The following is a 22,756-nucleotide window of genomic DNA, read 5'->3' on the forward strand; positions in this document are numbered from 1 at the left end:
CAACAAGATGCAGCCAAAACCAGGCTGCTTTCTTTCTGATCTTTCGGTAGGTTATATTTTCTTTCGTAGTAAGGTGATGAGTATGGCTAAAAAGAGGAAACGTAAAACGAGAAAAAAACAAAATAAACAGCTAAAACTGAAATATGAATTAAATGGGTTAGTCTGTATTGCCATAGCGATCATTGCCATTTTACAGCTAGGTGTTGTTGGACAAACCTTTGTACATCTATTCCGATTCTTTGCAGGTGAATGGTTTATTCTCTGCCTTATCGGATTATTTCTTTTTGGTGTGACGATCTTTTGGAAAAAACAAATCCCAGATATGTTGACAAGAAGAAAAGCAGGTCTATACTGCATCATTGCGAGTATCTTGCTTTTGTCACATGTGAAGCTTTTTCAGCACCTGTCATCTGCAGGAGTCATAGGCTCTCAAAGTGTGATCAGAAATACGTTTGAGCTTTTCTTAATGGACATGAAAGGTGAGACTGGGTCGCCTGATTTAGGAGGCGGCATGATCGGTGCCGTATTATTTGCTGCTTCGTATTTCTTATTTGCACAAGCAGGCTCTCAAATCATGGCGATTGTTCTCATGCTGATTGGAATTGTTCTGATCACAAATCGATCACTGCAAGAAATGGTCAAAAAAGTGACACTCCCTGTATCACAATTTATGGTGAAGCAGTGGAAGGCGTTTGTTCAAGATATGAAGGGGATCAGGCAGGCGAAAAAGAGCGCACCTTCTCAGAAAACAGGTGAAAAGAAAAAGCGTTCACGCATTCAAGAAGATGACGAAGATGATCATATCTTGATCGAGGAGGAAACACCGGTTTCTGACAATAGTCAGCCCATTATCTCAAGCTTTGCAGACAGGGATGACATTCTCACCCCGCCGGTTCAAAAAGAGCAGGTAATAAAAGACTCAGAACCGCTTCAAGAGTCCGTGCAAAGTGCACCATCTCAAGATACGGCTGATGAACCAAAAGAAGCTCCGCCTATGACGTTTACTGAACTGGAAAACAAAGATTACGAATTGCCGTCTCTTGATATTTTGGCAGAGCCGCAGCATTCAGGCCAGCAAACAGATAAGAAAAATATTTACGAAAATGCAAGAAAGCTTGAAAAAACGTTTCAAAGCTTTGGTGTAAAGGCGAAAGTCACTCAGGTTCATTTAGGGCCGGCTGTGACCAAATATGAAGTATACCCAGATGTCGGCGTCAAGGTAAGTAAGATTGTGAACTTAAGTGATGATTTAGCCCTTGCCCTAGCAGCAAAAGACATTCGGATTGAAGCGCCGATTCCTGGAAAATCAGCCATCGGGATAGAAGTTCCTAATGCAGAAATTGCCATGGTTTCTTTAAAAGAGGTCTTAGAATCGAAGCAAAATGACCGTCCAAATGCAAAACTGCTTATTGGACTTGGCCGAAATATTTCAGGTGAAGCCGTGCTCGCTGAAATGAACAAAATGCCGCATTTGCTTGTAGCAGGCTCGACCGGAAGCGGAAAAAGTGTATGTATCAATGGCATTATCACAAGTATTCTCATGAGAGCGAAACCTCATGAAGTGAAGATGATGATGATTGACCCTAAAATGGTTGAATTAAATGTTTATAATGGCATCCCGCATCTTTTGGCTCCAGTTGTAACGGATCCGAAGAAAGCCTCACAGGCCCTCAAAAAAGTAGTCAGTGAAATGGAGCGCCGCTATGAATTGTTTTCTCATACAGGGACAAGGAATATTGAAGGATACAATGATTACATTAAACGAATGAATCAATCAGAAGAGGCAAAGCAGCCAGAACTTCCTTATATTGTCGTCATTGTAGACGAGCTTGCAGATTTAATGATGGTTGCTTCCTCTGATGTGGAAGATTCCATTACAAGACTTTCTCAAATGGCACGTGCTGCGGGGATTCATTTAATTATCGCCACACAAAGACCTTCTGTTGATGTCATTACAGGTGTCATTAAAGCCAATATCCCATCCCGTATCGCCTTTAGTGTATCCTCCCAAACAGATTCAAGGACGATCCTTGATATGGGAGGCGCAGAAAAACTGCTCGGCAGAGGGGATATGCTGTTTTTACCTGTTGGAGCAAATAAGCCGGTCCGTGTGCAAGGCGCATTTTTATCAGATGAAGAAGTGGAACATGTCGTTGATCATGTCATCACACAGCAAAAAGCGCAATATCAAGAAGAAATGATTCCAAGTGAAGAAACGCAGGAGCAGCTTGCGGCTGTGGATGACAATTTATATGATGAAGCAGTTGAACTGATCATCGGCATGCAGACAGCTTCTGTCTCTATGCTTCAAAGAAGATTCCGCATCGGTTATACACGAGCGGCACGTCTGATTGACGCAATGGAAGAGCGAGGGGTTGTAGGCCCATATGAAGGAAGTAAACCGAGAGAAGTTCTGCTCTCAAAAGAACAATATGACGAGCTCTCTTCATAAATCGAAGAGAGCTTTCCTAAAACAAAGTCAACGGTATAATGATTATGTTAACTGGATGTCAGACTATTTATTTATTTACAAAAACATGATATAGTTATGTTCATCTTATCTCGGAATAGAGATTTCTCATCTTATCATTTGCATTGATTAGACGGAGGGAAAACATGTCGACCAAAACAGACAATCGCCATTTATATTTGAAAGTGATTGACCGTATTAAAGAAGATATTCAAACAGGCGTATATGCGGAAAAAGAAAAGCTGCCTTCAGAGTTTGAGCTCTCAAAGCTTTTAGGCGTGAGCAGAGCGACACTGCGTGAAGCCCTTCGTATATTAGAAGAAGAGAAGTATTTAATTAGAAGGCATGGTGTGGGAACTTTTGTCAATTCAAGGCCGCTCTTTTCAACAGGTATTGAACAGCTGACAAGTGTCACGAAAATGATTGAGCAGGTCAATATGACGCCAGGTACCATCTTTTTATCCTCGCAAGAAGGGGATCCGACAGAGAATGATGTCATTCGTTTTCAGTGTGATGAATCTGATGAGATTTTTTCAATGGAACGGGTTCGAACGGCAGATGGACAGCCAGTCGTCTATTGTTTAGATAAGATTCCGGTCAAGCATCTCCCTGCTTCTTTTACTCATGAAGAAGAGTCACTTTTTGAGCTGTTTGGAAGAGAACCACACAGCGAGATTAAATATGCAGTTGCTGACATCGAACCGATTGGCTATCACGATCAGGTCTCACCGATACTAGAATGTGATCCTGAAACGGCGTTACTATTACTGAAACAAATGCACTATGATCAGGATGATCAGCCGGTCTTATACTCACTCAATTACTTTCGAGCGGATAAATTCAGCTTTCATGTCATACGTAAACGATTTTAACAAAGCAGTCGCTTCCATAGGCGGTTGCTTTTTGTTTGTCCATACATAAAACCCATAAAACTTGCCACACTAATACGTAACAGTATATAGAATTGGGTGAATGATGTTGGGCGAGAAAACAGTCAGTAAAAAGAATATTATTGCATTATCATCAGTGCCTCTAATCATGACGCTTGGGAATTCGATGTTAATACCAGTATTGCCTGAGATAGAAAAGAAACTCTCGATCACTTCCTTTCAAGTTTCACTCATTATTACGGTATACTCCGTTGTGGCGATCTTATGTATTCCAATTGCCGGTTATTTATCTGACCGGATTGGGCGGAAAAAGGTGCTCCTGCCGTGCCTCTTAATTGCAGGACTTGGGGGAGCTGTGGCAGCTGTTGCCTCAACCATCATGAAAGAACCCTACATGTGGATTCTGTTTGGCAGAGTCCTTCAAGGTGTTGGCTCAGCTGGAGCGGCACCTGTCGTCATGCCGTTTATAGGAGATTTGTTTCATGATGATGAAGAGGTCAGTGCGGGGCTTGGAGCCATTGAAACCTCTAATACAGCTGGAAAGGTACTAAGTCCTATTATTGGAGCACTTCTTGCTTTATGGTTTTGGTTTGTGCCGTTTTGGTTCATTCCGTTCTTTTCGATCATAAGCTTTCTCATGGTACTGTTTATGGTCGAGACTGCGAAGAAAGAGGAGGACCCGCCTACATTTAAAGAATTTTTAAAATCAACAAAGACCATTTTCAAGCATGAGGGACGCTGGCTTTATGCCATTTTTGCTATTGGCGGTTTTATTATGTTTCTTCTATTTGGTGTGCTCTTTTACTTATCCGATAACCTAGAGGCGGCGTATCAAATAAAGGGGGTCAAAAAAGGGCTGCTGCTTAGTATCCCGCTCCTTTTTTTATCGATAAGTTCCTACATTGCTGGGAAAACGATCGGAAAAGAAAAGAGGAAAATGAGAATCTTTCTAATCGTAGGCATGGCCCTTTTATCAATTTCCTATCTTTTTTTATGGTGGAATCACAGTTTTTACGTCTTATTTATCTGTTTAAGCATTGGCGGAGTGGGGATTGGTATTGTTCTTCCTGCACTAGATGCGCTGATTACAGAAGGAATTGAAAAAGAGCAGTGCGGGACCATTACGTCATTTTATAGCAGTATGCGGTTTATCGGTGTCGCTTTAGGACCTCCGATTTACGCCTATCTCATGGATAAAGGAGACTCAATCGTTTTTATTCTCTCGACCATTTGCAGTCTCATTTCATTATTTTTGGTGCTCTTTTTCATCCAGCCAGATGAAAAGGATGAAAGTGAACAATTGAAAACGGTTTAAACGTAGAAAAAAGATGCTATTTTGCCATCTTTTTTCTTTTTTATAAATTGACATGTAAAATTTTGATAGTTAAACTAATGTATAGTAATATCTTTTAAATTATCCCAAATAGGAGGTGTGAAAAACATTCATTTTCTGTCTTTCTTTAGGCAGAAATTGAGCTCGTGGCTGATGATGGATATGTGTTTCTTCAACACGAAAGGACAATTGAATAGGTCATCCTGCCATAGCACGTTGAAGGAGACGAAGTCAGCACTTCAGACACGCTCAAATACAGCAAATTGATTGATGAACTAGAAGGAGCTTGAAGCAGCTATGTTGCAAATTATTAAAGCAAGATGGATTGTATTAATGGTGTGGATGATAACAGCTGTTATTCTGTTTATTACTGCGCCCGATTTAGAGGAATTAACAAGAGAAAAAGGGCAATTAAAGGTTCCGGAGGGGACACCAACAGCTGAGGCACTTCACTTATTGGATAAGCTATCAGATCATAACGGGAAAAAAGATACTGGTGTGATTGTATTCTCCGAACAACATCTGTTCCCTGCGAAAGAGCAGGAATTAAAAAAGGCTTTAGCTGCACTCATGACACATGCCCCAGAACTCCACATTGACGGAATTACTTCATACTTTCATGTAGATCCGGACATTCAAAAACAACTTTTATCAAAGGATAAAAGTACACTTCTTGTTCCATTCAAATTCGACCACTACGAAACAAAAGCTGTGAAGATTAAAGAACAAATTGAGGAAGTTTTAAAGCCCTACGACGTCTCATATGAAATGACGGGTCAAAAATTTGTGGATTCAGATGTCATTAAAAGCTCTCAACAAGGTCTGAAGAAAACTGAACTTATTACGATGATTTTTATTTTCTTTATTTTAATAATTGTATTCAGATCAATATTGGCACCTGTTGTTCCGCTCATTACGATCGGCATTTCTTACGCCGTCAGTCGGTGTATTGTGGCTTTTCTAGTAGAATATACGCAATTTCCTCTATCTAATTTTACTCAGATTTTTATGGTAGCCATTATGTTCGGTATAGGAACGGATTACTGTATATTGCTTTTAAGCCGTTTTAAAGAGGAGATTGGTCAGGGACGTGATGTCAAAGAGTCGATTATCATCACGTATCAATGTGCAGGGAAAACGGTATTTTTCAGTGGCTTAGCCGTGTTAGTCGGCTTCTCAAGTATTGGTTTTGCTAAATTCCAATTGTATCAATCAGCCGTCAGTGTTGCCGTAGGGGTTGGCATCCTGCTAATTGCCCTTGTCACGATTGTTCCTTTTTTTATGACCGTCTTTGGAAAATCCCTTTTCTGGCCATCTAAAAGAGAAAATATCCGGCATCCCCAAAGTAAGTTGTGGGAATGGGCTGGGCGCTTTTCATTCAAAAGGCCGCTGATTAGCTTAGGTTTAGTCGCACTTATCACTGTACCTCCTATCCTGATGTATGACGGCACCCTTTCTTATAACAGTTTAAATGAGATTGGGACAAAGTATGAGTCAGTGTCTGCATTTAATACGATATCAGAGCAATTTGGCTTTGGTGAAGCGCTGCCGCTGAATGTGCTAGTCGAAAGTGACAATAAGCTAGATAATCAAGAAAATATTGTCTTGATTGAAAAACTGACCCGTAAATTAAATGACATTGAGGAAGTAAAAGCAGTTCGCAGTGTCACTCGTCCTGTTGGAGACGGGTTAAGTCAGCTGTACGTCACCTCTCAAGCGAAAGAGCTGGGAGGAGAACTTGGGAAAGGTCATGAAGGAATCGGGAAAATTTCTGATGGCTTGACCGAAACAAACCTAGCCCTTCTCAAACAAAAACCAAAAATTGAAGAATCTGCTAAAGGTATTGACCAGCTGATTGATGGTACAAAAGCCATCAAAAACGGTATCGGAGAAGTAAAGAAATCCCTGATTTCTTTAGAAGATGGGGTCAGGCGCAGTAAAGATGGCGTAGGCACCATTCGAAGTAAAATCAAAGAAGCGAAAAAAGAATTAGAACAAGAATATCGCAGCAGTGAAGCCATGATTCAAGAGCTTGAACGAGTGGTGAGTACGCTGGAACGTCATGCGAAATCGAATCAGCAGCTGATGACAACCATTAAGAAAGTAAAACAATCCTATGAGAATCTATCATTTGAAGCACTTGAAAATCGGCTTCCAGAAGTAAAAGATATGGATGAATACAAGGAAATCAAAAAAGTATTCAAAGACACGAAAGGAATGCTTGATCAAGCTGGAGATCAAATGAGTTTATATGAAGATGAAGCATCTGCCTTTAAACAAAAGATCAAGAAAGCAGATCAAGTGATTCAAACCTTATCAAGCAAGCAAAAACAAGTAAAGCGTCAAGTACAAGCGCTAATGACAGGGCTGGATGAAATTTATGATGGTCTTGATCAAACAAATGAAGGGCAAAAACAATTAATCAAAGAATTGCCTAAAATCGAAGATGGCGCAGATCAGCTGACAGGTGGCCAAAAAGCCATCAAAAAAGGCTTTAACCAGCTATCATCAAAACTGACATTATTAACAGATGGTTTAGATGAAAGTATTTCAGGGCTTGAGCAAGTCAAAAGCGGCTTCACCGAGGCTGACAGCTACTTAAAGCAGCTTCAGCAAGCGCCAGATGAAGAAGTAACGGGCTGGTTTATCCCGAAAGAAGTATTAAAACGCCAAGAGTTTAAGAGAATATTCGATACGTATATGTCTCCAGATCGTAAATTAACGACCTTTGAAGTCATTTTAAACGTGAATCCATACAGTAATGAAGCGATGAAAGGTGTAGCCAAAATCGAGGACACCCTTGATCAATATTTACCTGTAAGTGGACTGAAAAATGCCAATTACGGTGTATCCGGTATCTCAAGCTTAAATGTTGACTTAAAAGAAACGTCTGACGGTGACTTTATCAGAACGGTGATTTTCATGTTAATTGGCATCTTCTTTATTTTAATTTTATTATTACGGTCAATCGTCATGCCGATATACTTAACACTTTCACTTATTTTAACGTATTTTACATCCATCGGTTTAACAGAATGGATCTTTAAAACATTCTTTGGCTACGACGGTGTGAGCTGGGCTGTTCCATTTTTCAGCTTTGTCATTCTTGTCACACTCGGCATTGATTATTCGATCTTCCTCATGGATCGTTTTAATGAATGGAAGGGAGAGCATGTTCAAGCATCAATGATCTCAGCGATGAGAAATATGGGCTCAGTCATTATTTCAGCAGTTACCATTTTAGCGGGGACCTTTGCCGCTATGCTGCCATCGGGTGTATTATCACTTGTTGAAATTGCAACGGTCGTACTCATTGGACTATTATTATATGCTTTTGTTGTTCTACCGCTCTTTATACCGGTCATGGTTCGTATTTTCGGTAAATGGAATTGGTGGCCTTTTAGAATGAAATAACGACCGGCGTCTCTGCTAATAGCAGAGGCGTTTTTATTTCCTATCCTTTCCTTTGATTGATATAATGACTATTAAATGGCTGTTTCACGTATATATCAGCTATGTTCTAATACATAATAAATAGGATGAACAAAGGAGGTTTCTCATGACGTACTTACAAGAGAAGACATTTGGTACACCCGGTCTTCATACTCATATTGTCAAAACAGAAAAATTTAAAACAGTGACGATCCTTTTTAAAATGCTTGCGCCTCTATCAAAAGATGACGTCACCATGCGATCCCTTTTCCCGCATGTGCTGTTAAGAGGAACAGAAAAAATGCCGAAAACAGGAGAATTGCGCGCTTATTTTGATGAGCTCTATGGTGCAACAGTTTCGGCTGACATGGCGAAAAAAGGAGAGAATCACATCATTACATTCCGCCTCGAAATGGCGAATGAAAAATATTTAAAAGATCAAACACCTTTACTAGAAAAAGGGATTACATTGCTGTCTGACCTATTATTTCACCCGCACGTTGAAAATGGGATGTTTAGTCATTTATATGTAGAGCAAGAAAAACGTACATTAAAACAGCGAATCCAGGCAGTGTATGATGACAAAATGCGTTATTCGAACTTAAGACTTGTGCAGGAAATGTGTAAAGGTGAACCATATGCACTGCACGTCAATGGTGAAATGGAAGATATCGAGAATATTACAGCAAATACGCTCTTTGAAGCTTATGAGCATGCGCTTCAATCAAATCAGCTTGATCTCTATGTTGTGGGAGATGTTGACGAACAAGACATCAATCGAATGGTCTCGCAATACTTCAAAACAAGTGAGAGAGAGCCGGTCAAACAAAACGCCGAATCATCAAGGTCAAAAACAGAACCAAACGAAGTCATTGATGAAGAGGACGTAAAACAAGGAAAGCTGAATATTGGCTTTCGCACGCATACAACGATTGCAGATGAAGATTATCCCGCGCTGCATTTGTTTAATGGCATATTCGGCGGCTTCTCGCATTCCAAGCTATTTATCAATGTTCGCGAAAAAGCAAGTCTTGCGTACTACGCTGTGTCTAGACTTGAGAGCTTTAAAGGCTTGATGATGGTCATGTCAGGTATTGAAGTCGGCAACTACCAGCAGGCAGTAGACATCATTAAAGAACAATTTGATGCGATGCAAAAAGGCGATTTTTCAGATGAAGCGATTGATCAAACAAAGGCTGTCGTCAAAAATCAGCTGCTGGAAACAATTGATACGTCTTATGGGACAGCGGAATATCTGTATCAGCATGCAGTCGTGCCAACAGGTGAGACCCTTGATTCCTTTTTAGAAGCATTAGACCGAGTGACCAAAGAGGACATCATTAAAGTAGGGCAGAAAATCGAATGGGATACGACCTATTTTCTTAAAGGAACGGAGGGTGCTTCATGATGGTGAAAACAATTCAATTCGATCAGCTGCAAGAGACGGTGTATCATGAAAAAATGGACAGCGGACTAGACGTCTATGTGCTGCCGAAGCAAGGGTTTAATAAAACATATGCGACCTTCACAACAAAGTATGGCTCTGTCGATAACGAATTTGTGCCGCTTGGCAAAGAAGACATGATCCGTGTGCCTGACGGAATTGCCCATTTCTTAGAGCATAAACTGTTTGAAAAAGAAGATGGGGATGTGTTTCATACATTTAGTAAACAAGGAGCAGCCGCAAACGCTTTTACAACGTTTACGAGAACGGCCTATTTATTTTCAAGTACCGCAAATGTCGAACAAAACCTTGAGACACTCATTGAATTTGTGCAAGAGCCTTATTTTACCGAAAAAACAGTCGAAAAAGAAAAGGGCATCATTGGTCAAGAAATTAATATGTATGATGACAATCCGGACTGGCGTTTATTCTTTGGCCTGATTGAAAATCTTTATCAAGAACATCCGGTGAGAATTGATATTGCTGGAACAGTAGAGAGCATTGCTCCTATTACAAAAGACCATTTGTATGAATGCTACGAAACGTTCTATCACCCAAGCAATATGCTCCTTTTTGTTGTCGGTCCTGTTGATCCGAAGCAAATATTAGATCAAGTAAGAGCGAATCAGGCGAAAAAACCGTTTACAGACCAGCCTGAGATCAAGAGAAAAGAAATCAATGAGCCTGAAAGCGTGTATCGAAAAGAATACGAACTGAAAATGAACGTACAAGGCTCTAAATGTATGTTCGGTTTGAAAACAAAAAACCCGCATAAAAAAGGCAAACAGCTTCTAAAGCATGAGCTTGGTATGAATCTAATTTTAGAGACATTGTTTGGTAAAAGCTCCTTACAATATGAGCGGATGTATGAAAAAGGCTTGATTGATGAGACATTCAGCTACGATTATACAGAAGAGGGCGGCTTTGGTTTTACTTCAGTTGGCGGGGATACAAACGATCCTGATCAACTGGCAAAAGAATTAAAAGAAACCCTTCTTCAAGCAAAGAGCCTGATCACAGAAGAAAAAATTGAGCTCGCGCGTAAGAAAAAAATTGGCAGCTTTTTAAAAGCCATGAACTCTCCAGAATACATTGCCAATCAATTCACGAGATATGCGTTCTTGGATATGAGCTTATTTGATGTCGTGCCAGTGCTTGAGCAAATCCAATTAACAGATATTCAGCAGATATTAGAGGAAGAAATGGATGAAGAGCGGATGTCTGTTTTCAAAGTCGTCCCGAAAACAAAATAAATGAAAAAAGACAAACTCAGGTCAAAGGAGTTTGTCTTTTTTATGTCTAATGGAAGAAAGCGCTTGATTTGTGAGGATAATGATTGACAATTGTTTCGGTCATTAGTTAAACTCTTTAATAGTTAAACACTTAAACTAAAAGGAGCAGCGTATGGAACAAAATAAAATTGCACAGCTCATTCAGAGGTATGCAGACGTTTATCTCATGATGGAGAAAAAAGTATCGAGTATGATCACAGAAAAGCTTGATAAAGAGCTTACCCTTGATCAGTATTACTCGCTTCGATACATCAATTTACATCCAGGGTGTACATCAACGGACCTAGCTGATGTATGTAATGTGAATAAAAGTGCTGTGACATCAATGACGAACCGTCTATTTACAAAGAACTATATTGTTCGTGAGCACGATCAAGCTGATAGAAGAAATGTGCATCTGTACGTAACTCCAGAGGGCAAAGATGTCGTCAGCCGAATGGAAAAACAGCTTCAGGGTCTTGTTCGATCTTATTTTGAAAAGCTGGAAGAAAAGGAAATGGAATCATTTATTCAAACTTATGAAAAGATTTATCAGATTATCATCGAAGAGGAGGCACAAAGTACAAATGAGAGCAATCATAAAGGGTAGATGGCTTATCACGATCCTTTGGGTCGCATTAGCGGCAGTGTTACTTATCACCGCTCCTAATATGGCGCAATTAACAAAAGAAAAAGGGCAAATTTCCGTTCCGGATGGTTATCCGTCCTCATATGCGAATCAGCTATTAAAGAAAATGTCTGATAGCGGAGATACGGAAAAATCAATCGTCATTGTCTTTCAAGAAAAGAACATTGTCAAAGAAAGAGAAACATCTTTAAAAAAGGCAATGGAGATTATAGAAAAGGATAAAGATCTCCACGTAGAAGACATCACTTCTTATTTTGAAGCGAACAAAGATATCAAAAAACAAATGCTCTCTAAAGATCAAACGACGCTCCTTGTTCCAGTTACATACGACTCAAGTAAAATCAAAGCATCCGATTTTAAAGAAAGAGTCAATGAAAAGCTAAAGAGCCTGAACCTAAAATTTGAAATGACAGGGCAGCCGTTAATAGATGATGATGTTCTCACAAGCTCCCAGGAGGGCCTGAAAAAAACGGAGTTCATTACGATCGGGTTTATTTTAGTCGTTCTTGTACTTGTCTTTAGGTCAGCGGTGGCACCACTCGTTCCGTTAGTCGCAGTGGCACTTTCTTACTTAGTCAGTCAATCGATCGTAGCTTACTTAGTCAAATATCTAGACTTTCCGCTCTCAACCTTTACCCAGATCTTTATGGTTGCGATCATGTTTGGGATTGGAACGGACTATTGTATTTTACTCCTAAGCCGGTTTAAAGAAGAGCTGTCACATGGAAAAGATAAAATTGAAGCGATTATTACAACGTATAAAACAGCAGGGAAGACGGTTTTATTCAGTGGTATTGCTGTGCTGATTGGCTTCACTTGTATTGGTTTAGCGCAATTCCAGCTTTATAAATCAGCTGTTGCAGTCGCTGTTGGGGTCGCCGTGTTAATCTTGGCACTACTTACCGTTGTTCCATTTTTCATGGCTGTTTTAGGGAAAGTGTTGTTTTGGCCGATTAAAGGTGACATTGCCCACCCGCAATCGAAAATATGGGAAACAGCAGGTCGTTTTTCATTTAAGAAACCGCTTTTTAGTTTATTAATCGTAGGGATCATCACACTTCCGCCAATTCTGATGTATAAAGGGACTCTTTCCTATAACAATCTTGATGAAATCGGTAATAAATATGAATCCGTCAATGCGTTCAATACGATTTCTGACAAATTCGGACCAGGGGAAGCACTCCCGGCAACGGTTGTGGTGAAATCATCTGATCTGTTAGACAACAATAAAGGGCTGATTGCCGTTGAAAAGCTCAGCCGTGCGATTGAACAAACAGATGGCGTGAGTAAAGTAAGGAGTGCAACACGTCCTGTCGGCAAAGGCCTGAGTGATCTGTACGTGAAGTCACAAGCTAAAGAGCTGAATAGCGGACTGGATAAAAGTAATGAAGGCTTGAAAAAAATCCAAGATGCACTTACGAAAATGAGTAAATCCATTGAGGATCAAACGCCGCAAATCAAATCATCTGGAAAAGGCATTAATAAATTAATTTCTGGTACAGAATCAGTGCAAACAGGCATTCAAAACGTCGAAAAATCGTTAAAAGATTTGCAAAGCGGAATCGATCAAAACAAAAAAGGTGTAGCAGCCATTAAAGAGAAAATCAAAGGTGCGAAAAAGGAATTAACGGCTCAAGTCGCACAAGTGAATCAGCAAGTTGCCCTATATAAAAGCATTTCCAAAGAATTAAAGGCAGCATTAGCGCAAGTGGATACGTCATCCTCTGCCGCAGCGGATGTAAAAGCATTAATCACACAAGCAAATAAACAATTTAGTACACTCGAAAAACAAATTCCGCAGGTAAAAGAAAATCAATCGTATCAAGCCATCAAAGCTTCATACAATGAACTTTCTACTACCTTACAAGAAGGTGCCAAACAGGCAGACAGTTACGCAAAACAAGCAAAAGAAGCAAAAAAACAGCTTGAAGCAGCTGATGCTTTTATCGTAAAAGCTTCAGAGCAGCAAAAAGTGTTTACAAATCAAATCGATCAGCTCATTGCAGGCTTAGAAGAAATTGAAAATGGATTGGCTCAAACGTCTAAAGGGCAAGGACAGTTAGCTGATGGTATGCCAAAGCTTGCAAATGGAGCAGGTGACATCATTAACGGTCAAAAGCAAATGAAAGAAAAGATTGGCGGCTTTGGTGATGACCTCACCAAGCTGACAGATGGCCTGAACAAAAGTGTAGATGGACTTGAGAAAATTTCAAGCGGCTTAATGGGTGCAGGTGACTACTTAGACGAACTGAAAAATGCACCAGATCAAGACATGGCCGGCTGGTTTATTCCAAATGACGTCCTGAAAAATAAAGCATTCAAGCAAGTATTTGATTCATACATGTCGGATGACCGCAAAATGACAAAGATTGATGTCATTTTAGAAAAAAATCCATATGGCAATGAAGCCTTGTCGACGATTAAGCAAGTGGAAGCTTCTGTCGAGCGGGCACTCCCTGAAACAAACCTAAAAGATGTATCATTTGGCGTTTCGGGCGTATCAAGTATGAACGCTGATTTAAAACAGCTGTCAGACCAAGATTTCAATAAGACGGTTTTTTACATGATGATCGGTATTTTCCTCATATTGGTGATTCTGTTCCGGTCGCTTGTCATGCCGCTTTACTTAGTTGGTTCACTCATTTTGACTTACTTTACAGCAATAGGTGTAACGGAATTTATTTTCACCCATTTCTTCGGATATCCGGGTATCAACTGGGCTGTTCCATTCTTTGGCTTTGTCATATTGATGGCGCTGGGAGTAGATTATTCTATTTTCTTAATGGAGCGGTTCAATGAATACAAAACAAAAGACATTCAGTTTGCAATGACCGAATCAATGAAGAATATGGGATCTATTATCATGTCTGCTGCTGTTATTTTGGCAGGAACATTTGCAGCGATGCTGCCTTCAGGTGTGCTGTCGCTTTTACAGATTGCAACACTTGTCCTGACAGGACTTTTACTGTATGCACTTGTTGTGCTACCATTGTTCGTACCTGTTATGGTCAAATTGTTCGGATCAGCAAACTGGTTCCCATTTAAACGAAAAGAATAGGTATTTCATAAAGAAAGTAGGAACAATGTATGAGTCGTTGGGCGCTTATTACTGGTGCCAGTGGAGGGATTGGGCAGGCGGCAGCCAAAAAGCTTGCCCAGGAAGGCTGCCATCTGCTGCTTCATTATCACCAAAATGAACAGGCAGCCATGCGTCTCTCCGCTCATCTGGAAGAGACATATGAAATAGAGACGCACGTCGTTCGTGCAGATTTAGCTAAAACAGGCGGAGCAGATGAGCTTGTCAGGTGCCTGCCGTTATTTCCAGATATACTTGTTTTGAATAGCGGTAAGAGCCATGTCGGTTTAGTGACAGATACAGAAAAGGAAGTTCTAGCCAGCATGGTGCAGCTTCATGTCACAAGTCCATATGAGCTCACCCAATCCCTTTTGCCTGCAATGATTCAAAAAAAAGCAGGTCATATCATTGCGGTTAGCTCCATCTGGGGAGAAACGGGCGCATCGTGTGAAGTGCTGTACAGCATGGTCAAGGGTGCACAAAATGCCTTCATTAAAGGGCTCGCAAAAGAGCTTGCCCCAAGCGGAATTAGAGCAAATGCCGTCTCGCCCGGTGCTGTTCAGACTGACATGATGCAAAGCTTCACGCAAGAAGACATTGCGATGCTTGAAGAAGAGATTCCACTCGGCCGGCTTGCAGCACCCGAGGAGATCGCAGATGTCATTTGGTTTCTCGCTTCAAAACAATCAAGTTATATCACGGGTCAAATTTTATCCGTGAATGGCGGCTGGTACTGTTAAAAAACGTGTATAATTCGTCTCTCCATGACAAAAGCTATGGCTGTAATTCATCTTTTCGAATGGAGGAATCGACATGTCTGTACTTGAGAGCTGGGACCATTGGAAAAACTTTTTAGGTGACCGTTTAAATCATGCGCAGGATAAAGGTTTATCAGATGATACAATCAACAACCTTGCGTATGAAATTGGCGGATATCTAGCTAACGAAGTGGATGCAAAGAACGAGCAGGAAAGAGTGCTTGCTGACCTTTGGAGCGTTGCATCAGAAGATGAGCAGCGCGCCATTGCAAATATGATGGTCAAGCTAGTTGAAAATAATAGCTCGCACTAAACAAAAAGAGGGGTCGTTTGTGCCTCTCTTTTTATTTTAACCGTTTAGCAACATTGTGCTTTCTAAAAATGTGAAAATGCTTTATGATAAAGGAAGGTAAAAATTTGCCACAATGAAGGGGGTAATATCATTTGGCAAAGCTCGAATGGTATTTTGAATATGAGATATATGTAAACCGTCCCGGACTTTTAGGAGACATTTCTTCTCTAATGGGGATGCTTTCAATTAATATTGTGACAATTAATGGTGTTGATGTATCAAGACGCGGAATGCTTTTGCGCTGTGACCACACAGATCAAATTAAGCGCCTTGAATCAATTTTAAATACAATGGAAACGATAAAAGTAACAAAATTAAGGCAGCCAAAACTTCGTGACCGTTTAGCTGTTCGTCATGGACGATACATCCAGCGGGATGCTGATGACAAAAAGACGTTCCGTTTCGAAAGGGACGAGCTCGGTCTTCTTGTTGATTTTATGGCTGAACTATTTAAAAAAGAAGGACATAAATTGATTGGTATTCGCGGAATGCCGCGTGTTGGAAAAACAGAATCAATTGTTGCTTCAAGTGTATGTGCAAGCAAAAGATGGCTGTTTGTATCGTCTACTCTTTTGAAACAGACCATCCGCAGTCAGCTGATTGCTGATGAATACAGCCCAGATAACGTCTTTATTATTGATGGAATTGTGTCGACAAGAAGAGGTTCTGAGAAACACTTACAGCTTTTAAGAGAAATTATGAGACTGCCTGCAACGAAAGTGGTCGAGCATCCAGACATCTTTATTCAAAATTCAGAATATACAATGGATGATTTCGACTATATCATTGAACTGCGCAATAGTGCAGACGAAGAAATTACATACGAGCACGCTGAAGAACCACAAGTATTTGATCATTCTGGTTTTTCCGGCTTCGATTTTTAATATGGTAATGGTAGGTGTTTGTTTTGACTGAATTGGGAAAACGGCTCGTTGAGGCCAGAGAGGAAAAAGGGATGTCGCTGGAGGATCTTCAGGCGGCGACCAAAATCCAAAAGCGCTATTTGCTAGCAATCGAACAAGGAAACTATGATATTATTCCAGGTAAATTTTACGTCAGAGCGTTTATTAAACAATATGCCGAAGCCGTTGGACTAAATCCTGAACAATTGTTCGAAGAATTTCGTAAAGATGTACCAAGCACGTATAACGATGAAGTATCTGATAAATTATCAAATATTAAACCGCAGAGAGAGCTGCCAAAGCCTGCCTCGAAGGTGCTGGAGCTATTGCCGACGATCTTAATCATTGGAGGCATACTTGTGGTGATCGCCATCATATATGTGATCGTGCAAGCGGTCAATCAGGATAGCGGACAGAAGAATAATCAGGCAGCTCCTCAGAAATCAGAATCAAAATACGAAGTGTCTGAGGATTCATCACTCGCAAAGGATCAAAAGAAAAAAGAAAAAGCCTCGTCAGATGATAAAGAAAATACATCTAAAAAAGACGATTCATCAAAGGATGATTCATCAAAAGACGATGAAGCTGTTTCTTTGAAGGCGACGAATACAGAAGGATCCACGACAACATATGAAGTGTCAGGTGCAGATGAGATGGAGTTAACCATTTCTGCCTCGCAAGCTTCATGGCTGCGCGTGAGAGACGAATCTGGAAAAGTGCTGAAGATGGGTGAACTGAAAGATGGCGAATCGTTTAAAACAGACCTGTCAGAGCTCTCCCAGATCGATATCCGTCTCGGGAATGCGACTGGAATTGACATCAAGGTCAATGACGAGACACTTAAGTACGAATTAGACCCTAAAGACACGATGACACAAAACATTGTGATTGTGAATAAAGGAAAGGAAAAGTCATCTTAAGCAAGTAGATGACTTTTCTTTTGTTCCTACTATTATATACATAAAAAAATTGCTTTATTGGAGGATTGGATTTCATGTTTAACTTACCGAATAAAATTACTCTTTCTCGGATCGCCTTGATCCCTGTTTTTATGATCATTATGCTTGCACCTTTTGACTGGGGTGTTGCACGCTTTGGTGATGTCAGCATTGAAGTGACTCACCTTGCCGGAGCGATCTTGTTTATTGTGGCTTCGACAACCGATTGGATTGATGGTTACTACGCACGTAAGTTCAATTTAGTGACGAATTTTGGTAAATTTTTAGATCCGCTTGCAGATAAATTGCTTGTTTCAGCTGCTTTAATTATACTTGTTCAATATCACCTCACGCCGGCATGGATGGCCATTGTCATCATTAGCCGTGAATTTGCTGTAACAGGTTTAAGGCTTGTATTAGCCGGAGGCGGTGAAGTGGTAGCGGCCAATATGCTTGGAAAAGTGAAAACATGGGCGCAAATCATTGCGATTTCAGCACTTCTATTGCATAACCTGCCGTTTGAACTTGTATCATTCCCGTTCGGTGATCTTGCGATGTGGGTAGCGGTGTTCTTCACTGTTGTCTCGGGCTGGGATTACTTTGCGAAAAACTGGGAAGCTTTAAAGAATTCTAACTAACAAAGGACGTGTACGCTTTGAAGTCAGAGAGAAAAGCAGAAATTATTGCAGTCGGTTCCGAACTTTTGCTAGGGCAAATTACGAATACGAATGCACAATTCATCAGCAAACAGCTAGCTGAAATTGGTGTGAATGTTTATTACCACACAGCAGTTGGTGACAATCCAGAGCGTTTAAAACAAGCCATTCAAGTGGCGCAGGAAAGATCTAATTTTATTATATTCTCAGGCGGTCTTGGACCAACAAAAGATGATTTAACAAAAGAAACCATTGCAAATACACTCGGAAAAGAGCTTGTGCTAAATGAAGAAGCATTTGAATCGATTCAAGACTACTTTCGAAAGACCGGACGTGACATGTCACCGAACAACCGTAAGCAGGCACTCGTTCTAGAAGGATCTGATGTATTGGTGAACCGGTTTGGGATGGCACCAGGTATGTTTATTCAAGAAGAAGATACGTTTTATATTCTGCTTCCTGGACCACCAAGTGAACTGCACCCGATGTTTGAAAACGAGGCGAAGCCGCTGATTTCTGAGAAACTTGGCTTAAAAGAAAAAATCGTGTCTGTTGTGTTGCGTTTCTTCGGAATCGGTGAATCACAGCTTGAAACAGACCTTGAAGATTTAATCGATGCTCAGACCAATCCGACGATTGCACCGCTTGCAGCTGACGGTGAAGTGACACTAAGGCTCACAGCCAAGCACGAGGATGAAAAAGAAACGGAGCGTCTGTTAAAAGAAACGGAAGCGCAAATTTTAGAGCGGGTAGGCGAGTACTTCTACGGATATGGAGATACATCTCTTGTCCATGAAGCTTCCAAGGCCTTGCACGAACACGGGAAAACAGTAGCATCCGCTGAAAGTCTGACTGGCGGCATGTTCTCCGAATGGCTGACAGATCTCGAAGGGGCATCATCGATTTTTAACGGAAGTGTGGTTTGTTATACCAATCAAGTGAAGCAGCAGGTGCTTGGCTGCCGGGAGGAAACGTTGTCTTCTCATGGCGCTGTCAGCAAAGAGTGCGCTTTAGAGCTCGCTGAGGGCATTAGAAAGCTGACAGGAAGCGATATCGGTATTAGCTTTACTGGTGTGGCAGGACCTGCTAGCCAAGAAGGACAGCCTGTCGGAAAAGTGTTCATTGGGCTATCCACTAAAGATCAGAAAGTCGTGTTTGAATGGATGTTTACAGGCAGTCGATCAGGCATTCGAAAACGCGCTGTGAAATATGGTCTGCATCACTTGCTCAAATTATTAAAAGAGAGTTAATTTTGTTTTTTGTTAGGTTTACTCCTTTATAAAAGACTGTTTTTTCTAATAGAAACAGCTCTTTTCTTAAAAGATCTGCCAAGAAAAAATCGAATATGTGTTCGATTTTTTCTTGGCAAATGACGTAAAACAAGGTATAGTATAGATAGTGGAATTGATAAAGGAGGAAACAATAGAATGAGTGATCGTCAAGCAGCCTTAGATATGGCTCTTAAACAAATAGAAAAACAGTTTGGTAAAGGCTCTATTATGAAACTAGGAGAGCAAACAGATACACGTATTTCAACAGTACCTAGTGGTTCGTTAGCACTTGATACTGCGCTTGGAATAGGTGGATATCCTCGCGGTCGTATTATTGAAGTATACGGCCCAGAGAGTTCTGGTAAAACAACAGTAGCACTTCATGCAATTGCTGAGGTTCAGCAGCAGGGAGGACAAGCTGCATTTATCGATGCAGAGCATGCGCTAGATCCAGTTTACGCTCAAAAACTAGGTGTCAATATTGATGAGTTGTTACTTTCTCAGCCGGATACAGGAGAGCAAGCACTTGAAATTGCAGAAGCTCTTGTCCGCAGTGGTGCAGTTGATATTGTTGTCATTGACTCAGTAGCTGCTCTTGTACCAAAAGCAGAGATTGAAGGAGACATGGGTGATTCACACGTTGGTCTTCAAGCACGTTTGATGTCTCAAGCACTTCGTAAACTATCAGGTGCTATCAACAAATCGAAAACAATTGCCATCTTTATTAACCAAATTCGTGAAAAAGTAGGGGTCATGTTCGGTAACCCTGAAACAACGCCTGGTGGACGTGCTCTGAAGTTCTATTCGTCTGTTCGTTTAGAAGTGCGCCGTGCTGAACAGCTGAAACAAGGCAATGACATTATGGGAAATAAAACAAGAATTAAAGTTGTGAAAAACAAGGTTGCACCGCCATTCCGTATTGCGGAAGTAGACATCATGTATGGTGAAGGGATCTCAAAAGAGGGAGAAATCATCGACCTTGGAAGCGAACTAGATATCGTACAAAAGAGCGGAGCTTGGTATTCTTACCAAGAGGAACGTCTTGGACAAGGCCGTGAAAATGCGAAACAGTTCCTTAAAGAAAACAAAGATATCCTCCTCATGATTCAAGAACAAATCAGAGAACACTACGGTTTGGATACAAACGGAGTGAAAGAAACCGAAGAAGAAGGACAAGAAGAATTGGAATTTAAAGACTAAAAAGACGCTGAAAAGCGTCTTTTTAGATTGTTGACAAAGGGCTAAAATTGATCTTTATTTTAGCCCTTTGTCTTCTTTTTCAGCTTCAGCGTGAAGAGAAAGTGAGAGTTTTTAAGACAAGATGTCCACAAAACCCTCATTTTCGTCTTTTGAACTGTTCAAGAAACGATAAATGGTGTTTTTCACTTGAAAAGCGTCTTTTTTTTACAATTACATGACAGGTAGCGGTCAAAAGTTCTGTCTTCGCTTGAAATAACGACTTACGCCTCAGTCTGACTAGCTTGACAAGTATTTCCGACACAATTACAATGGAAATGTATCACTTGTTTTTCTTAACATGATTGATAACTAATTTAAACTTGACAAGGGCAGTGAGGATCTCATTCCCTGTGAAGGCCCTGTATGTTGAGGTACAAAACAATGTACATGCCGACACTTTATTTGTAAAACCAAGTTCATAGCAAGAGGAGGTGAAAATATGTCGCCTACGATGTTTACGATCATCTCCATTTTGCTGAGCCTAATCTGTTTAGTTGTTGGCTACTTTGTTCGTAAAACCATTGCAGAAGCAAAAATATCCGGCGCAAGAAACATGGCCGAACAAATTGTTGAGGATGCAAAGCGTGATGCGGAAGCATTGAAGAAAGAAGCGCTCTTGGAAGCGAAAGATGAAATTCATTCGTTTCGTGTAGAGGCGGAGCAAGAAGTTCGTGAAAGACGTAATGAGCTTCAAAGACAAGAAAACCGTTTACTTCAAAAAGAAGAAAATCTTGATCGCAAAGATGAAACTTTAGATAAACGGGAGTCCCTGTTGGAGAAGAGAGATCATTCTCTGAATGAACGACAACAACATATTGAAGAGATGGAAAGCAAAGTGGATGATATGATTCGTTTGCAGAAAGCCGAGTTGGAACGCATTTCTAGTTTAACTCGAGATGAAGCGAAACAAATCATTCTGGATCAAGTTGAAAATGAGCTTTCCCACGACATTGCAGTCATGACGAAAGAATCTGAAAACCGGGCGAAAGAAGAGGCTGATAAAAAGGCGAAAAACATTCTTTCACTTGCGTTACAGCGCTGTGCAGCTGATCATGTAGCTGAAACAACGGTATCTGTAGTCAATCTTCCAAATGATGAGATGAAAGGTCGTATTATCGGACGTGAAGGACGAAATATCCGTACGTTAGAAACGTTAACAGGTATTGACCTGATCATAGATGATACACCTGAAGCTGTCATATTATCGGGCTTTGATCCGATTAGACGTGAAACAGCGAGGATAGCTCTGGACAAGCTAGTCCAGGATGGCCGCATTCATCCTGCACGAATTGAAGAAATGGTGGAAAAATCACGCCGTGAAGTCGATGATTATATCCGCGAGATGGGTGAGCAAACGACATTTGAAGTCGGTGTTCACGGTCTGCATCCGGATCTCATCAAAATTCTCGGTCGCTTAAAATTCCGTACAAGTTATGGACAAAATGTCCTGAAGCATTCAATTGAGGTTGCACATCTTGCAGGTCTCATGGCTTCAGAGCTTGGAGAAGATGCAAAGCTTGCAAAACGAGCAGGTCTTCTGCATGACATTGGAAAAGCCATTGATCATGAAGTAGAAGGAAGCCACGTAGAAATTGGCGTTGAGCTTGCGACGAAATATAAAGAGCATCCTGTTGTCATCAACAGTATTGCCTCGCACCACGGTGACCAAGAACCGACATCTATTATCGCTGTTCTTGTTGCGGCAGCTGATGCATTATCTGCAGCACGCCCTGGTGCAAGAAGTGAGACGCTTGAAAATTACATTCGGAGACTTGAAAAATTAGAAGATATCTCTGAATCTTATGAAGGTGTTGAAAAATCGTTTGCGATACAGGCTGGACGTGAAGTACGTATTATGGTGAAGCCAGATTCAATTAATGATCTTGAAGCTCACCGTCTAGCAAGGGATATTCGTAAGCGAATCGAGGACGAGCTCGATTACCCTGGTCACATTAAAGTGACGGTCATTCGAGAAACTCGCGCAGTAGAGTATGCAAAATAAAGCGGTGCGCTTAGCGCCGCTTTATTTTTTTGTGTAAATATGCAACACTGATAGGAAGATCAATTTATAAGAG

Annotated in this window: 16 protein-coding genes; all 16 read left to right on the plus strand. The window is 40.8% G+C overall.

Going from position 1 to position 22,756, the window contains the following annotated elements:
• Window positions 1-82 precede the first annotated feature (82 nt).
• Window positions 83-2,452, plus strand: a complete 2,370-nt coding sequence (locus ACSLGF_RS01105; RefSeq protein WP_456001584.1) for a DNA translocase FtsK — start codon at window positions 83-85, stop codon at window positions 2,450-2,452.
• 164 nt (window positions 2,453-2,616) lie between these two features.
• On the plus strand, window positions 2,617-3,342 hold the full coding sequence (locus ACSLGF_RS01110) for a GntR family transcriptional regulator (RefSeq protein WP_456001586.1): 726 nt from the start codon (window positions 2,617-2,619) through the stop codon (window positions 3,340-3,342).
• 103 nt (window positions 3,343-3,445) lie between these two features.
• Window positions 3,446-4,675 (plus strand): MFS transporter, encoded by a 1,230-nt coding sequence (locus ACSLGF_RS01115; RefSeq protein WP_456001588.1) that lies wholly within the window; start codon window positions 3,446-3,448, stop codon window positions 4,673-4,675.
• 315 nt (window positions 4,676-4,990) lie between these two features.
• A complete protein-coding gene (locus ACSLGF_RS01120) occupies window positions 4,991-8,107 on the plus strand; it encodes an MMPL family transporter (protein WP_456001590.1) in 3,117 nt (1,038 codons plus the stop codon).
• A gap of 145 nt (window positions 8,108-8,252) precedes the next feature.
• Complete coding sequence (yfmF, locus tag ACSLGF_RS01125) at window positions 8,253-9,533, plus strand: EF-P 5-aminopentanol modification-associated protein YfmF (RefSeq protein ID WP_456001592.1); 1,281 nt, start codon at window positions 8,253-8,255, stop codon at window positions 9,531-9,533.
• Complete coding sequence (yfmH, locus tag ACSLGF_RS01130) at window positions 9,533-10,822, plus strand: EF-P 5-aminopentanol modification-associated protein YfmH (protein ID WP_456001791.1); 1,290 nt, start codon at window positions 9,533-9,535, stop codon at window positions 10,820-10,822. Before yfmF ends, yfmH begins: the two co-directional genes overlap by 1 nt.
• 151 nt (window positions 10,823-10,973) lie before the next feature.
• On the plus strand, window positions 10,974-11,450 hold the full coding sequence (locus ACSLGF_RS01135; RefSeq protein WP_456001594.1) for a MarR family winged helix-turn-helix transcriptional regulator: 477 nt from the start codon (window positions 10,974-10,976) through the stop codon (window positions 11,448-11,450).
• Window positions 11,428-14,547, plus strand: a complete 3,120-nt coding sequence (locus ACSLGF_RS01140) for an MMPL family transporter (RefSeq protein ID WP_456001596.1) — start codon at window positions 11,428-11,430, stop codon at window positions 14,545-14,547. The genes ACSLGF_RS01135 and ACSLGF_RS01140 overlap by 23 nt, the downstream gene beginning before the upstream one ends.
• Before the next feature lie 29 nt (window positions 14,548-14,576).
• A complete protein-coding gene (gene ymfI, locus ACSLGF_RS01145; protein ID WP_456001598.1) occupies window positions 14,577-15,305 on the plus strand; it encodes an elongation factor P 5-aminopentanone reductase in 729 nt (242 codons plus the stop codon).
• A gap of 73 nt (window positions 15,306-15,378) precedes the next feature.
• Entirely contained in the window at window positions 15,379-15,636 is a 258-nt protein-coding gene (locus ACSLGF_RS01150; protein WP_034317570.1) for a DUF3243 domain-containing protein, read from the plus strand.
• Window positions 15,637-15,767: 131 nt separating this feature from the next.
• A complete protein-coding gene (locus ACSLGF_RS01155) occupies window positions 15,768-16,559 on the plus strand; it encodes a DUF3388 domain-containing protein (RefSeq protein ID WP_456001600.1) in 792 nt (263 codons plus the stop codon).
• Window positions 16,560-16,582: 23 nt separating this feature from the next.
• Complete coding sequence (locus ACSLGF_RS01160) at window positions 16,583-17,497, plus strand: helix-turn-helix domain-containing protein (RefSeq protein ID WP_456001602.1); 915 nt, start codon at window positions 16,583-16,585, stop codon at window positions 17,495-17,497.
• Between the two features lie 74 nt (window positions 17,498-17,571).
• Complete coding sequence (gene pgsA, locus ACSLGF_RS01165; RefSeq protein ID WP_456001604.1) at window positions 17,572-18,153, plus strand: CDP-diacylglycerol--glycerol-3-phosphate 3-phosphatidyltransferase; 582 nt, start codon at window positions 17,572-17,574, stop codon at window positions 18,151-18,153.
• 17 nt (window positions 18,154-18,170) lie between these two features.
• Complete coding sequence (locus ACSLGF_RS01170; RefSeq protein WP_456001606.1) at window positions 18,171-19,421, plus strand: competence/damage-inducible protein A; 1,251 nt, start codon at window positions 18,171-18,173, stop codon at window positions 19,419-19,421.
• Window positions 19,422-19,598: 177 nt separating this feature from the next.
• On the plus strand, window positions 19,599-20,642 hold the full coding sequence (gene recA / locus ACSLGF_RS01175) for a recombinase RecA (protein WP_456001608.1): 1,044 nt from the start codon (window positions 19,599-19,601) through the stop codon (window positions 20,640-20,642).
• A gap of 478 nt (window positions 20,643-21,120) precedes the next feature.
• Window positions 21,121-22,683: a ribonuclease Y gene (gene rny, locus ACSLGF_RS01180; protein ID WP_007499477.1), complete on the plus strand. Its 1,563-nt coding sequence runs from the start codon at window positions 21,121-21,123 to the stop codon at window positions 22,681-22,683.
• Window positions 22,684-22,756 lie beyond the last annotated feature (73 nt).

It is taken from the genome of Bacillus sp. A015 (genome assembly GCF_053851875.1).